Origin of the sequence: Kitasatospora sp. NPDC089913 (assembly GCF_044748625.1) — a bacterium.
In the GTDB taxonomy this organism is placed as follows: Bacteria; Actinomycetota; Actinomycetes; order Streptomycetales; family Streptomycetaceae; genus Kitasatospora.
In genome coordinates, this window is sequence record NZ_JBIVGI010000006.1 from 173,663 (window position 1) to 187,896 (window position 14,234).

The window sequence follows — 14,234 nt, forward strand, 5'->3', positions numbered from 1 at the left end:
GTGGCGTAGCTGATTCCGGTGGTGCTGGCGATGCTGTAGGCGTAGCCGGTGCCCGGGCAGTTGCTGGTGCTGTACGAGCTGGTGACGACCCAGCCGGTGGGAATGCGGGAGAAGGAGCAGACGGTGGCGTAGCTGATTCCGGTGGTGCTGGCGATGCTGTAGGCGTAGCCGGTGCCCGGGCAGTTGCTGGTGCTGTACGAGCTGGTGACGACCCAGCCGGCGGGGATCGGGGAGAACGAGCACACCGTGGCGTAGCTGATTCCGGTGGTGCTGGCGATGCTGTAGGCGTAGCCGGTGCCCGGGCAGTTGCTGGTGCTGTACGAGCTGGTCACGACCCAGCCGGTGGGAATGGGCGAGAACGAGCACACCGTGGCGTAGCTGATCCCGGTCGTATCGGTGATGCTGTAGGCGTAGCCGGTACCCGGGCAGTTGCTGCTGCTGTACGAGCTGGTCACGACCCAGCCGGCCGGGATCGGCGAGTTGGAGCAGATGGTCGCGCTACCGGTGAGCTGCTGCGAAGCGGCCTGTGCCTGGGTGGTTGCGGCGGTCATCAGGCCCAGGAGCAGTAGTACGGCTGTCAGCAGGTGCGGGATGCGACTCCGTAAGGTCTTGATGGTCATTCTGGGATCCCCTCGGTGCTCTGTGACCACATTGATGTAGTCGCAGTGAACGATTCGCGCACTTTCTGTGCGCGGTGGTTGTGATGCTCTCAGGGCTGTTGCGGGTGCACCAGGGTGCCTGAGGGGTACGGATGCCGGGCCCGATCGGCGTGGTTGTGCCCCCGCGCTCGGGTCGAGCGCGGGGGCACGCGGGGAGAGGGGTGTCAGGCCCTGCGGATGTTGTAGCCGAGGTTGTTGCCCGCGCAGTTGCTGGTGCTGAAGGGGCTGGTGATGACCCAGCCGGCGGGGATGGGGGAGAAGGAGCACACCGTGGTGTAGCTGATGTTGGCGGTGCTGCTGATGTTGTAGATGTAGGTGTTGCCCGCACAGTTGCTGGTGGTGGAGGCGCTGTTGATCACCCAGCCGGTGGGAATGGGGGAGAACGAGCAGGCGGTGGTGTAGCTGATGTTGGCGGTGCTGCTGATGTTGTTGGCGTAGGTGGCGCCGCCGCAGTTGCTGGTGGTGGAGGCGCTGTTGATCACCCAGCCGGCGGGGACGGGGGAGAACGAGCAGACGGTGGTGTAGCTGATGTAGGCGCTGTTGGTGATGTTGTAGCTGTAGGTGGCGCCCGCGCAGTAACTGGTGGTGGAGGCGCTATTGATCACCCAGCCGGTGGGGATGGGGGAGAAGGAGCACACCGTGGTGTAGCTCACGCCGGTGGTGTCGCTGATGTTGTAGACGCGGCCGCTGCCGCAGCTGCTGCTGGTGGAGGCGCTGTTGACGACCCAGCCGGTCGGTATCGGCGAGTTGGAACACACGGTCGTGCTGCCGCCCAGCGGCTGCGGTGCGGCCTGGGCCTGGGTGCTTGCGGCGGTCATCAGCCCCAGGAGCAGAAGTACGGCGGTCAGCAGGTGCGGGATGGGGTTCCGTAAGGTCTTGATTGCCATTGCGGGATCCCCTCGGCGTTCTGCGACCACACTGATGTGGCCACTGTGAACGATTCGCGCACTTTCTGTGCGCGCCGATGGCGATGCTGGCAGGGCCGTCGCGGGGTGCGCCAGCGCGGGGCGACGGCAGCGGAAGGGGAGCGAGCGGTTCAGGCCGCACTGCAAGGTGTCCGGCCCGTAGTTCACATTCCGGCTACGGCGGCGATAAAGGCAGGCCGAAGAGCCTCGAACCGGATGTCGTCGTCGCGCGGGCGATGGAGACGTTCCGGGGCAAGGGCTGCGCCGGCACCTCGCCCACCGATCTTGCCGAGGCGACAGGGGGTGCCAGGGCCGCCTTTACCGCTCCTTTGGCTCCAAGCGTGGGGGTGTTCACCAGGGCGCTGGACCTCTGCGGCCGGTTCGGTTCGGAATTGGCCGAGGAATCCCTCTCGCGGCCGGGCACCGCAAAGGAGTGCATCCGTGCGCACTTGCTGCTGCTCGTGGAACTGGACGGTGGGTGCAGTGCGGATGCTGCTGCCCCTCGCTCGGGTGGGAGCGAGGGGCCGCAGGGGTCAGGCGTGGTGGTCGAGTTCGCCGGACTTGATGGTGCGGAGGAGGGCGGCGAAGGCGAGTGGGGAGGTGTGGATAACGGTCGCGCCCTCGTCAGACTCGCGGAGGTCAATCAGCTGGTCGCTGGTGCGGACTTCAATGCAGTCGTCGTGAGAACCACTGCGGCTGGACTTCTGCCAAGTGTCGTTATTCATGCTTATTCTTCATTTCTTTCCTCAGGGAGCGGATGAACTCTCGCGACTCATCCGCTGGAAGGGCAGCAGAGTCCATCCGGGCGATGATGGCCCGGAACCTTGCCACATGGACGGGCATATCGAGACGCCGGATTCCGAAGCCGGTGTCGCTCTGCACGGTGTCGAGGTCCGGGATCGGCCCATCGGCATAGGTGAAGTTGTCGATCGGGCTTGGTAGGCCGGTGCCATCGAAAGGTAGAACTCTGATGGTGATGCCAGGAACTCCGGCGTCCTCGATGAGGGCATCCAGCTGATCGGCGCGGACCTGCGGGCCGCCGAACTGCATGTGCAACGCAGCCTCGTGGATGAACGCCGTGTACTTTGTTTCGCCGGACCGGACGGTTTGTTGGCGTTGGATCCGGAAAGCGGTTCTGAGCTCGATCTCACGCTGAGGAATGGGTGGATATGCCTGCGAGAAGACCGCAGTCGCGTAACTTTCTGTCTGGAGCAGGCCGGGGACAAGGGTGATGGTGTAGGTCGTAATACCGCGAGCCTGGTCCTCCAGCTCGGCGATCTCTAGGAAGTTCTCGGAGAGCGTGCCTCGATATGACTCCCACCAGCCGACCTTGCCTCGTTCGGTGATGATCTCGGCGAGCGCGGTGATCAGCTCCTCGTTGACGCACATGCAGGCTGCGGCGATGGTGCGGAGGCGTTCGACGCTGATGCCGGTCTTTCCGGCCTCCATCTGCGTGATCTGGGCCGGGTTGACGCCGAGGGCGCGGGCGAGCTGACTGCCTCCGAAGCCGGCTTGCTCCCGCATTCTTCGCAACTCGGCACCCAAACGGCGTTGGCGAAGAGTGGGGTTCGGTCGAAGGGCCATGGCGTCCTCTCTGCGGGCGTGGGGCCAGTCTGCCGCGCTTGAGTCGTGCGCTGCCATCCGGGCCGTGAGCCACGTTAGAGGGAACCTTCCGCAGCTCGCCACAAATTTGTGGCGAGCTGGGCTATGGTCGATCTCACAGCGATCCGACGGATCGTCAGGAACACCTGTTTCCTGCGGCAGTAGGCGCCTGCTGCCCGCTTTCGGCGTACGTTCCTCCCTCCTTCCTGCCCTCCCTCTGGAGGTTCGCCATGCGTGCCTGCAACCCGCCCGACTGCTCAGCCGTCCGGGCCGAACTCCGCTCCCTCCTCCACGCCGCCGGGTGGCCGCCGGACAGCATCGCCGACGCCGAACTCGCCTTCCAGGAACTGTTCGTCAATGCCTGGCAGCACGGAGGCTGCCCCGCCCCGGCCGTCCTGGTCTGCCTCCGGCCGAGCACCCTGCGCGTCGCCGTCTGCGACGACTGCCCCGAGCTGCCCGAACCCCGCATCTCCGCCGACCCCTACGCCGTCTCCGGGCGCGGCCTCCACCTCGTGCGCGCCCTCGCCGACCGGCTGGGCGTCGACCCCACCAAGACCGGCAAGGTCGTCTGGTTCGAGCTGGACTTCGCCGCGTGAACGCCCCGATCGACCCCCACGACCGGATCCTGCGCACCTGCACCGAGCCCGAGGTCACCGCCCTCCTGCGCGAGCTCCACGAACGCGGCAGACCCCTCGGCCTGCGCTGGGGCTCCGCCGCCGTCTCGGAGCGCACGATCGACGGCCGCCTGCTCGTCGACTTTGGCGACGCCCCCGTCTCCACCCTCCTCAACCTCCTCACCCTGCTGCGCGAGGCGGACCGGGAATGAGCGCCTTCCTCGTCGGCGCAGCCTTCGTCGTCCTCCTGGCGCTGGCGATCGCCACGGTCGTCACCGGCGTCGTCACTGCCCTCAGGATCGGCCCGCCCCCGCCGCCCATCACCCGACACGGGCACTGGGAATCCCACACCCACGCCGACGGCACCACCGAACACACCTGGACCCCCTACCAGGCCGACCCCGACAACCCACAGCCCCAGCCCAACTGACCACCTCGAAGCTGCTCCCGGTGGCCCCTTTGCAACCAGCAAAGGGGCCACCGGAAGAGCACAGAAGGCCCATCCCGTCGACGTCCTGCGCCGACCCACGCTCGATTTCGCCCGAGCGGCACCCCAGGCTGCGGTTCTGGCCAGTCGGGCTCGGAGCGGGAAGTCGGCGGTTTCGACTTCCCGCTCCCCCGGGGCCTGGAATTCACCACAGACGGCAGCCGACACCCGGCAGGGCGGTCGGTACTGGATGCCTTGGAACAGGAAGCCGGACCGCCGACTTCCTGTTCCAAGGCGGCAGAGGGCATTGGCAAGCGGTGCGCACGCGGCCCTGCGCGAGCGGCCGGAGCGGTGGTCGGAGGTGGCGTCGGAAGTCGACCCCACCGACCTCCCCCTCGAACCGGCCACTACCACCCCCCTACCGGTGTCCCTTGCGATCAGCAAGGGGCACCGGAAGAAGACCCCACAGGACGTCGACCCGACCGACCTTCCACTCCGAGCCGATCAAAGGGGGCTGCTGCTCGTCCGAGCGAGCAGCAGCCGAAGCGAGAGCCGTCCCGGCCAGCCACCGCCGGAAGCAAGCCCACGACAGGACTCGACCCCATCGGACCGAAGAGCAGCAGAGAACCGAACGGCAACAGAAGAACAGCGGGTTGTCAGTGGCTGCCCCTCGCTCCGGCCGAGCGAGGGGCAGCCCGGAACGAAGGTGGATCGTGGTGTGGGAAGTCGACGGCTCCGACTTCCCACTTCTGGCTTCCCCAGAACGAACGGCGTCGGCAAGCGGTGGCCCCGGACGGGGCGCTGGTACGGACAGCGGTGTTCCCCACGCGGAGGAAGTCAGCCTTGTCGACTTTCCACTCCCGGCTCACCCGGCAGGAACGGCGTCGGCGAGCGGAGGTTCCGGACGGGGGCCGGTACGGACGGCAATGTTCCGGTGGCTCCTTGCCCGGCAAGGAGCCACCGGAGCTTCGGGGCGGCACGATCACGCAGGTACGGGCCGGCCGTGGGCAGGTCGGCCCCGGGGCGTCGTGAGAGGTCGGCCCGGTCGACTTCCCACTCCGCGTCGGGGCTCGGGAGGCCGCGATCGCGGCCTCCCGGTGGCTTTCACGGTGTGCCACGGGAGGTGCGGCGGGTTGTGAGTGGCTGTCACTCGTGCGGGCCGGGTGAGAGGGCAGTCGGCCGAGGTCGGGTGAGGTGGAGCGGCTCGGGTTCGGTGGCTCCCTCGCACACAACAGGGAGTCGCCTGAGAAAACGCCGGGAGTGGGAAGTCGACCGCCTCGACTTCCCACTCCCGGCCGTTGCGCGTCCTCCGCTGCCTCAGCCGGCCTCGCCCGCGACGCCCGCGAGGATGCTGCGGCCGTCGCCGCCCCGCAGGGCGAGCGCCGCCGGGACCACTGCCGCCGCGAGGCCGATGGCCGCACAGACGGCGAGGAGTTCGCCGAGGGTCGCCCACGGGATCACCGCCGGGGTCGGGCCGACCAGCTGGCGCAGGGCCGCCCAGGAGCCGCCGATGCTGATCGCCGAGGCGACCGCGCCCACCAGGGCGCCGGCGCCGACGCACAGCAGGGTCTCCGTCGCGACGGCGCGCAGGACCTGGCCCCGGGTGGCGCCCGCCAGGCGCAGCATCGCCAGTTCGCGGCGGCGGTCGCCCAGTGTCATCACCAGGGTGTTGGCGAGGGCCACCAGGGCGTAGAGCACCGACAGGCCGAGGATCATCAGCATGCCGTTCTTCGAGCTCTCCTGGTTGGCGTCCGTCGCCGCCGCCGACACCTCGTCCGGGGTGCTGATCCGGGCGCCGAGGCCGGCGACGGCGCCGTGCAGGGCACGGTTCGTGGCGTTGCGGTCGGCGCCCGGGGCGAGCTTGACGATGATGCGGGACGGGAGCACGGAGCCGGTGCCCGCGTCGGAGGCGTCCAGGTACGCCTGGGTGCTGTCGGCGCCGGCCTGGAGGACGGCCGCGACCCTGAAGCTCCGGCGCGTCCCGTCGGCGAGCCAGGCGCTGACCTCGTCGCCCGTGTGCGGGTCGCCCGGCCAGACGGAGTTGACGATGATCGAGCCCGGCCGGAGGTCGGCCGCCGAGCCGCTGAGCACGGGGAGTTCGGCGACGGTGGCCAGACCGGCCGCGTCGACCGCCGCCGCCTGGAGGGCGAGGGCGCTCGGCCCCTGCTCCTCCGCGTAGACGGTGGTCGGGGTGGAGACCACGGCGGTGACGCCGGGGACGGCCCGGACCTGGTCGACCAGGGACCGGGTGAGGCCCGGTGTCCCGGCCGGGGAGACCACCCAGTCCGCCCGGGACAGCTGCCGACCGACGGCGCTGACCTGGGCCGCGTTGATCGTCCCGATGCTGCCGAGCAGGCAGCCGGCCAGGCTGACCACGATGACCACCGGGGTGGTGGTCGCGGCGGTGCGGCGGAAGGCGGTGAGGGCGCTCTGACGGGCGGTCGACCAGACGGCGCCGCCCGCGTCCTCCGGCTCGGCGGAGCGGGAGAACCGCGCGGGGAGCCCGGTCACCAGGCGGATCACCGGCCCGGCGAGCACTCCGGCGAGGGTGACGAAGGCGCCGACGATCACCAGGACCAGGGAGGCCGAGGCGGCCGCGTTGGACCCGGCCTCCGGCTGCATGGTCGCGGTGCCGCTGACGGCCACCACGCCCGCCGCCAGCGCCAGCCCGCCGACCACCCAGCGGAAGCGGTTCGCCCCCTTGGGGCTGCGTTCGACGGCGGCCTCGCGCAGGGCCTCGCCGGGGCTGATCAGCCCGGCCCGGACGGAGGAGACGACGACGCCGACGACCGCCGTGACCAGGCCGATCGTGGCCGCCGTGGCGAGCGCCCAGCCGGTGATCGGCACGGTGAAGTCGGAGCTGACGATGCCGCGGTCGACGAGCCAGTTCCGGCACAGCGGGGCGCCGACCAGGCCGAGCCCGCAGCCCGCCGCCGAGGCGAGCACGCCCACCAGCACGGCCTCCGCGTGGATGAGCCGGCGCAGCTGGCGGCGGGTGGAGCCGATCAGCCGGAGCAGGGCGAGCTCCCGGCGCCGCTGGGCGATGGACAGGGCGAAGGTGCCGGCGACCACGAACACCGCGACGAAGCCAGCCACTCCGGCGGCGAGGCCGAGCGGGGTGTCGACGTTGTCCATCTGGCTGAGCAGGAAGGCGTGGTGCGGGTCGGCGGTGGCGCGCTCCTTGCCGGTGAGGACGGCGGCCCGCCCGGGGCCCCGGCCGGCCTCGGTGACGGCCCGGCGGACGGCGTCGGCCGGGCCGTAGGCGGCCAGCGCGTCGACGGCCGGGGAGATCAGGGCGGCCTCGGCGTCGGTGAAGAACACCGCGTGCTCGAACGGCACCGCGTCGGTGACGCCGGTGACGGTGACCTGGCGCGGGCCGTCGGCCGTCAGCAGCGGCAGGGTGCGGCCGACCAGGCCGGCCTCCCCGCCGCCGACCACGACCTGCCCGGTGTCGGCCGGGGCGGTGCCCGAGGCCAGCCGGTAGCCGCCCGCCTCGGCGGCCGACCAGCCGCGGCCGACCTGGTCGGCCGGGCCGCCGGCCAGCTGGGCGTAGAAGGTGTGGTCCTCGACCACCCGGCCGGTGCGGGCGACCGCGGCCACCAGCTCCGGGCCCAGTCCCGGCTGCCGGGCCACCGGGGTGCTCTGGACCTGCCCGTCGCTGTCGGCGAGGTCGATGCCCGCGTCCGGGACGACGACGGCGGGCGCGCCGGACCAGCGCTGCTGCGCGAGGTCGGCGACCCCGGCGGTGGCGCCGATGACCAGCATCGCCGTGGCCATCAGGCCGACGCCGAGGCAGAGCGCGACGAAGGTGCCGACGAAGGACGTCCAGCGGACCCGGAGGGTGGACAGGGCGACGCTCAGCACGCCAGGGCCTCCAGGCTCGTCATCCGGGCGGCGACGCGGTCGGCCGTCGGCTCCTCCAGGGAACCCGCGAGCCGGCCGTCGGTCAGGAAGACCACGCGGTCCGCGTAGGAGGCGGCGACCGGGTCGTGGGTGACCATGACGACGGCGCGCCCGGCGTCGTCGGCCAGGCCGCGGAGCAGGGCCAGCACCTCGCGCCCGCTCTTCGTGTCCAGCGCGCCGGTCGGCTCGTCGGCCAGGACGACGGCGGGCCGGCTGATCAGGGCGCGGGCGATGGCGACCCGCTGCTGCTGGCCGCCGGACAGCTCGCCGGGGCGGTGGCCGGCCCGCTCGGCCAGGCCGACCGAGCCCAGCGCGGCCAGCACCTCGGCCTTGCCCGGGCGGCGGCCGGCCAGCTTGGGCGGCAGCGCGACGTTCTGCGCGGCGGTGAGGGAGGGGAGCAGGTTGAAGGACTGGAAGACGAAGCCGATCCGCTCCCGGCGGAGCAGCGTCAGCTCCTTGTCCTTGAGGCCGCCCAGCTCGGTGCCGTCGACCAGCACCTGGCCGCCGTCGATGCCCTCCAGGCCGGCCGCGGCGCGCAGCAGGGTGGACTTGCCGGAGCCGGACGGGCCCATGACGGCGGTGAAGGTGCCGAACGGGAAGCCGAGGCTCACCTCGTCGAGGCCGACGACGGGCTCGGGGCCGGAGCGGTAGGTCTTGGAAACGGAGCGGAGTTCGACGGCGAATTCCGTGCCGCGGGCTGTGGCGGTCATGGCTGCAAGTACACCTTCCGGCCCAGGGGGCGGGCAATGAAGTGGAGTTCTGTTTCGGGGGTGTAGCGCACTACACCCCGGGACTGCGGCGGACGGCACTCGGAGCCCTCGGACGAGCCCTCGGAGGAGCTGTCGGAAGTGCCTCGGAGGTACCTCGGAGGAACCTCGGAAGAGCCCCCGGAGGGCCCCGACGGAACCCCGTCCGGCCGGTCCCGAGCCTGCCCCGGGGACGTATAGAGCACCTATAGCGGGCGTCCCCAGACTCACTCCGTACGAAGGGCACGTGTGCGGGCCGACCGCCTCGTGCGACACCAGCCTCAAGTGATCGGGGACCCGGCTGTGGCCGAGCTGAACGTTGACACGCAGACCTACCTCGTCGTCCTCAACGACGAGGAGCAGTACTCGATCTGGTGGGCCGACCGGGCGCTCCCGGCGGGCTGGCGCCAGGAGGGCTTCTCCGGCAGCAAGGAGGAGTGCCTGGCCCGGATCGGCGAGGTGTGGACCGACATGCGCCCGCTGAGCCTGCGGCTGCGGATGGCCGAGGCCGCCGCCGGGACCGCCGCCGGGACCGTCGCCGGCTGAGCCCGGCGCAGCAGCTGATCCGCCCCTTAGTGACCGAGCGAGGAGCTCTCGTGGCACGGCAGTCCTTTGTGCATCACCTTTTCGCGAACTCGGTGGAACGGGTTCCCGACTCGGTCGCCGTATTCGACGGCCACCACGAGGTCGGCCGTCGCGAAATCGACGGGCGGGCCGACCGGATCGCCGGATTCCTGGCCGGTGCCGGAATCGGTCCGGAATCGGTGGTCGGAATTCGCCTCACGGCCGGCGCCGACCTGGCCGCGGCCGTGCTCGGCGTGTGGCGGGCCGGTGCCGCAGTGCTGCCGCTGGACGCCGACGGGCGGGACGGCGCGGCCGGCGCTGCCGCCGATCTGGTCCTGACGGACGGCCGCGAGGGCGGCGCGGACGCCGGAAGCACCCTCGCGGACGCACTGCGCGCGGACGCGATCGCCGCCCCGGTGGACGTCGACCCGCAGGCCGCCGCCTGGATCGCCCCCGACGCGGACGGCGGCCCCGCGGCCGTCCTCGACCACGCCACCGTCGTCAACCAGGTCGACTGGCTGGCCGAGGACCACGGCCTCGACGCCACCGACCGGGTCCTCGTCACCGGCCCCGCCGGTGCGGCCACCTGGGCGCTGCTCGCCGCGCTCACCGCCGACGCGACCGCCGTCCTGCCCGCCCCGGCGCCGCGCCCGGCCCGGCTGCTGGACGCCGCGGCCGAGCAGCGGGCCACCGTGCTGGTCGCGCCCGCCGCGGACCTCACCGGGGCGGCCGACGCCGAGGTGCCGACCGCGGACCTGCGGCTGGTGCTCGCCCTCGGCGCCGCCCTGCCGCCGGCCGCCGGCCGCGCGCTGGCCGCCCGGGCCGAGGAGGTGCGCACCCTGCACGTCCTGGCGGACGGCGCGCTGATCGTCACCGCCGACGACGTGGACCCCACCGGGGAGAGCACCGCCCCCGTCCTGGGCCGCCCGGTCGACCAGGTCCGGGTGCTGGTCGTCGACGAGTACGGCGACCCCGTCCCGCCCGGCGTCCCCGGGGAGCTGTACGTGGCCGGCCTCGGTCTGCCGCGCGGCTGGACCGGTGACCCCCGGGCCACCGCCGACCGCCTGCGCCCCGCCTTCTTCGGCGCCCCCGGCAGCCGGATGCACGCCACCGGCACCCCCGTCCGCTGGCGCAACGACGGCACCCTGGAGCAGCTGGACGAGGCCGCCGCCGCGCCCGTGCCCGCCCCGGCCGCCGCCTTCGCCCGCCCCGCGTACACGGCCCCGGCCACCGCCGCCGAGCGCGCCGTCGCGGGGGTCTGGTCGGAGCTGCTGGAGGTCGCGGAGGTCGGCGCCGAGGACAACTTCTTCCAGCTCGGCGGCTACTCGCTGCTGCTCACCGAGCTGGCCCGCCGTCTGCACGCCGCCACCGGCACGACCGTCGTCCTCGCCGACCTGTTCACCGCCGTCACCGTCCGCGAGCAGGCCGCCCTGCTGGCCGTCGAGGAGAGCACGCCGACGGTCGGGGCCACCGACGCGCAGGCCGTCCCCGGCGTGGTCCCGGTGCCCCGCGACCGCCCGCTGCCGCTCTCCTCCGGCCAGCGCCGGATCTGGCTGCTCGACACCGTGGAGCCCGGCCCCGAGTGGGCCGCCCCGTTCTTCCTGCGGGTGCCCGCCGACCTGGACGCCGACACCGTCCGGCTGGTGCTCGACACCCTGGCCGACCGCCACGAGGTCCTGCGCACCCGCTACCGCACCGTCGACGGCGAGCCGGTCCAGGAGGTCGGCGAGACCCTGCCGATCGAGCTGCGCACCGCCGAGGGCAGCCGCGAGCAGATCGTGGAGCTGTTCCGCGAGCAGTTCGAGACCCCGTTCGACCTGGCCGCCGGCCGGATCTGGCGGGCCACCCTGGCCGCCACCCCGGAGACCGGGGACGAGCGGCTGCTGCTGGTGACCGTCCACCACATCGCCTGCGACGGCTGGTCGGTCGCCGTCCTGGAGGACGAGTTCCGCACCCTGTGCGCCGCCTACCGGGCCGGTACCGCGCCCCGGCTGCCCGAGCCGCCGGTCCAGTACGCCGACTACGCGTCCTGGGAGCGGGAGTGGCACAGCAAGGACCGGCTGGCCGGTGAACTCGACCACTGGCGCGGTGTCCTGGACGGCCTGGTCCCACTGGAGCTGCCCACCGACCACCCGCGCCCGGCCCGGCGCGACCCGCGCGGCGGCGTGGTGGGCTTCGGCATCCCGCCGCGGCTCATGGACGCCGTCACCCGGCTGGGGCAGAGCCGCGAGGCCACCCCGTTCATGACCCTGCTCACCGCCTTCGGCACCCTGCTCGCCCGGCACAGCGGCCAGTGGGACGTGGTCGTCGGCACGCCGGTGGCCGGCCGCACCCGGCCCGAGGTCGAGCGGACCGTCGGCTTCTTCCTCAACTCGCTGGTGCTGCGCTGCCGCCTCGACGACGGCCTGCCGTTCACCGAGGCGCTGGACCGGCTGCGGGCCACCTGCCTGGACGCCTTCGCGCACCAGGAGCTGTCGTTCGAGCACATCGTCGACGAGCTGAACCCGGAGCGCGACCTCTCCCGCACCCCGCTCTACCAGGTCGCCTTCAACCTCCACGACGGCCGGCTGATCGGCGGCATGCCCGACAAGGCCGACCTCGACTACCTGTACCCGGCCCGCCGGGTCGCCAAGACCGACCTCACCCTGTACGTCCGCAGCGAGGCCGACGGCACCTGGAGCGGCGCCTTCGAGTACGCCGCCGCGCTGTTCGAGCACGGCACCGTCGAGCGGCTGGCCGAGCAGTTCCTGCGGCTGCTGGAGACCTTCACCGCCGAGCCGGCCACTGCCCTCGGCGCCGCCGAGCTGCTCTCCGCCCCCGAGCGGGCGCTGCTGCTCGGCGAGTGGGGCACCGGCGAGCGGGCCGACTGGCCGGCCGGCACCACCCTCGACCTGATCGAGGCGCAGGCCGCCGCCGTGCCGGACGCCCCGGCCGTGGTCACCGACGGCGCCACCCTGAGCTACCGGGAGCTGGACGAGCGGGCCAACCGCCTCGCCCACCACCTGGCCGCCGCCGGCGCCGGACCGGAGACCGTCGTCGGCGTCTGCCTGGAGCGCGGACCCGATCTGGTGCCCGCCCTGCTCGCGATCTGGAAGGCCGGCGCCGCCTACCTGCCGCTCGACCCGGCGCTGCCCGCCGAACGGCTGCGCCACGTGCTCGCCGACTGCGGGGCCCCGCTGCTGGTCACCGAGACCGCGCTGACCGCCACCACCGGCGGCTTCACCGGCACCCGGATCCTGCTGGACGCCGACCGGGAGGCCGTCGCGGCCCGCCCGGCCACCGCGCCCGCCCGCGTCACCGACCCCGAGCACCCGGCGTACCTGATCTACACCTCGGGCTCCACCGGCCGCCCCAAGGGCGTCACGGTGCACCACCGCGGCCTCGCCAACCACCTGCGTTGGGCGGCCCGCGACCTGGTCCGCGGCCCCGGCGGCGCGCCGCTGTTCTCCTCGCTGGCCTTCGACCTGCCCGCCACCAACCTGTACGCGCCGCTGATCACCGGCCGCCCGGTGCACGTGCTGCCCGCCGACCTCGACCTCGGCCGCCTCGGCGAGACGCTCGCCGCCGGCGCGCCGTACAGCTTCGTCAAGCTCACCCCCGGCCACCTGGAGCTGCTCACCGACCAGCTGACCGGCGAGCGGGCGGTCGCGCTGGCGGACCTCGTGCTGGTGGCCGGCGAGGCGCTGCCCGCGCGGACCGCCAACCACTGGCTGGCGCTGCTCGGCCCCGGCCGGCTGATCAACGAGTACGGGCCCACCGAGGCCTCGATCGGCTCCACGGTCCACCCGGTCGACCGGCCGCAGGAGGGCACCGTCCCGCTCGGCGGTCCGCTGCCCAACACCACGGCGTACGTGCTGGACGGGGCCGGCCGGCCCGCCCCGGTCGGCGTCGCCGGCGAACTGCACGTCGGCGGCGCGGGCCTCGCCCGCGGCTACCACGGCCGCCCGGACCTCACCGCAGAGCGCTTCGTGCCGGACCCGTACGGACCGGCCGGCTCCCGGCTCTACCGCACCGGCGACCTGGCCCGGGTGCTCGACGGCGGCGCGATCGAGTTCCTCGGCCGCATCGACACCCAGGTCAAGCTGCGCGGCTACCGGATCGAGCTCGGCGAGATCGAGGCCGTGCTGACCGCGAACCCGGCCGTGCGCGACGCGGTCGTGCTGGTCCGGGAGAGTGCGACCGGCGAGAAGTCGCTGGCCGCGTACGTGGTCCCGGAGGGCGGGGCGTTCGCCGCCGACGCACTGCGCGCCGACCTCGCGGCGGTGCTGCCCGAGTACATGGTGCCCGCGGCCGTCGCCGCGGTGGACCGGATCCCGCTCACCGCCAACGGCAAGGTCGACCGCCGGGCCCTGCCCGCGATCGAGCAGTCCGCCGGCGACCGGGACGCGCCGGGCACGCCCACCGAGGAGCGGATCGCCGAGGTCTGGGCCGAGCTGCTGGGCCTGCACTCGGTCGGCGTCCACGACAGCTTCTTCGAGCTCGGCGGGCACTCGATCCTCGCGATCCGGATGACCTCCCGGCTCCAGGACGAGTTCGACGTCGACCTCTCCATCGCCACCGTGTTCGGCCACCCGACGGTGAGCCGGCTGGCGGAGGCGGTCGAGGAGCTGGTCCGGGCCGAGATCGAGCAGCTGGACGACGCCGCGCTGGGCGACGCCGCGCTGGGCGACGCCGAGCTGGACGACGCCGAGCTGGGCGACCCCGAACTCGTCTAGCGCCCGGGCCGGGACCCGGCCCCCACCTCGCACCGACAGCGAACGACACGCGGCAAGCGCCGACCGACAAACCGGCAAGTACACGAGGGAGCAGTAGCA

At 72.7% G+C, this 14,234-nt stretch carries 11 protein-coding genes; 5 read left to right on the forward strand and 6 right to left on the reverse strand.

Going from position 1 to position 14,234, the window contains the following annotated elements; translation table 11 throughout:
• The 4 genes from ACIPYS_RS12310 to ACIPYS_RS12325 all read right to left on the reverse strand — a co-directional run.
• Positions 1 to 620: hypothetical protein (locus ACIPYS_RS12310; protein WP_400745664.1), on the reverse strand; the 620-nt coding region annotated here is incomplete at its 3' end.
• Positions 621 to 823: 203 nt separating this feature from the next.
• Complete coding sequence (locus tag ACIPYS_RS12315; protein ID WP_400745666.1) at positions 824 to 1,546, reverse strand: hypothetical protein; 723 nt, start codon at positions 1,544 to 1,546, stop codon at positions 824 to 826.
• Positions 1,547 to 2,097: 551 nt separating this feature from the next.
• Entirely contained in the window at positions 2,098 to 2,289 is a 192-nt protein-coding gene (locus ACIPYS_RS12320) for a DUF397 domain-containing protein (RefSeq protein WP_360010874.1), read from the reverse strand.
• On the reverse strand, positions 2,282 to 3,205 hold the full coding sequence (locus ACIPYS_RS12325; protein WP_400745668.1) for a helix-turn-helix domain-containing protein: 924 nt from the start codon (positions 3,203 to 3,205) through the stop codon (positions 2,282 to 2,284). Before ACIPYS_RS12325 ends, ACIPYS_RS12320 begins: the two co-directional genes overlap by 8 nt.
• A gap of 191 nt (positions 3,206 to 3,396) precedes the next feature.
• Between ACIPYS_RS12325 and ACIPYS_RS12330 the strand changes: the two genes are divergently transcribed.
• Genes ACIPYS_RS12330 through ACIPYS_RS12340 form a run of 3 tightly spaced genes read left to right on the forward strand, consistent with a single transcriptional unit; the run spans position 3,397 to position 4,210 of the window.
• Positions 3,397 to 3,762 (forward strand): ATP-binding protein, encoded by a 366-nt coding sequence (locus ACIPYS_RS12330; RefSeq protein WP_400745670.1) that lies wholly within the window; start codon positions 3,397 to 3,399, stop codon positions 3,760 to 3,762.
• The gene (locus tag ACIPYS_RS12335; protein ID WP_400745672.1) at positions 3,759 to 3,992 is read left to right on the forward strand and encodes a hypothetical protein; all 234 of its coding nucleotides are present in this window, start codon (positions 3,759 to 3,761) and stop codon (positions 3,990 to 3,992) included. The genes ACIPYS_RS12330 and ACIPYS_RS12335 overlap by 4 nt, the downstream gene beginning before the upstream one ends.
• Positions 3,989 to 4,210 carry a hypothetical protein gene (locus ACIPYS_RS12340; protein WP_400745673.1) on the forward strand — a complete coding sequence of 74 codons (222 nt, stop codon included), beginning with the start codon at positions 3,989 to 3,991 and terminating at the stop codon, positions 4,208 to 4,210. Before ACIPYS_RS12335 ends, ACIPYS_RS12340 begins: the two co-directional genes overlap by 4 nt.
• A 1,314-nt stretch (positions 4,211 to 5,524) precedes the next feature.
• Here ACIPYS_RS12340 and ACIPYS_RS12345 read toward each other — a convergent pair.
• Positions 5,525 to 8,071 (reverse strand): FtsX-like permease family protein, encoded by a 2,547-nt coding sequence (locus ACIPYS_RS12345; RefSeq protein WP_400745675.1) that lies wholly within the window; start codon positions 8,069 to 8,071, stop codon positions 5,525 to 5,527.
• Complete coding sequence (locus ACIPYS_RS12350; RefSeq protein ID WP_360010862.1) at positions 8,065 to 8,820, reverse strand: ABC transporter ATP-binding protein; 756 nt, start codon at positions 8,818 to 8,820, stop codon at positions 8,065 to 8,067. Before ACIPYS_RS12350 ends, ACIPYS_RS12345 begins: the two co-directional genes overlap by 7 nt.
• 339 nt (positions 8,821 to 9,159) lie before the next feature.
• Between ACIPYS_RS12350 and ACIPYS_RS12355 the strand changes: the two genes are divergently transcribed.
• Together ACIPYS_RS12355 and ACIPYS_RS12360 are read left to right on the forward strand one after the other, a co-directional pair.
• Positions 9,160 to 9,402, forward strand: coding sequence for an MbtH family protein (locus ACIPYS_RS12355; protein WP_400745679.1), 243 nt, complete (start codon positions 9,160 to 9,162; stop codon positions 9,400 to 9,402).
• A 92-nt stretch (positions 9,403 to 9,494) separates the two neighbouring features.
• A complete protein-coding gene (locus ACIPYS_RS12360) occupies positions 9,495 to 14,135 on the forward strand; it encodes an amino acid adenylation domain-containing protein (protein WP_400745681.1) in 4,641 nt (1,546 codons plus the stop codon).
• Positions 14,136 to 14,234 lie beyond the last annotated feature (99 nt).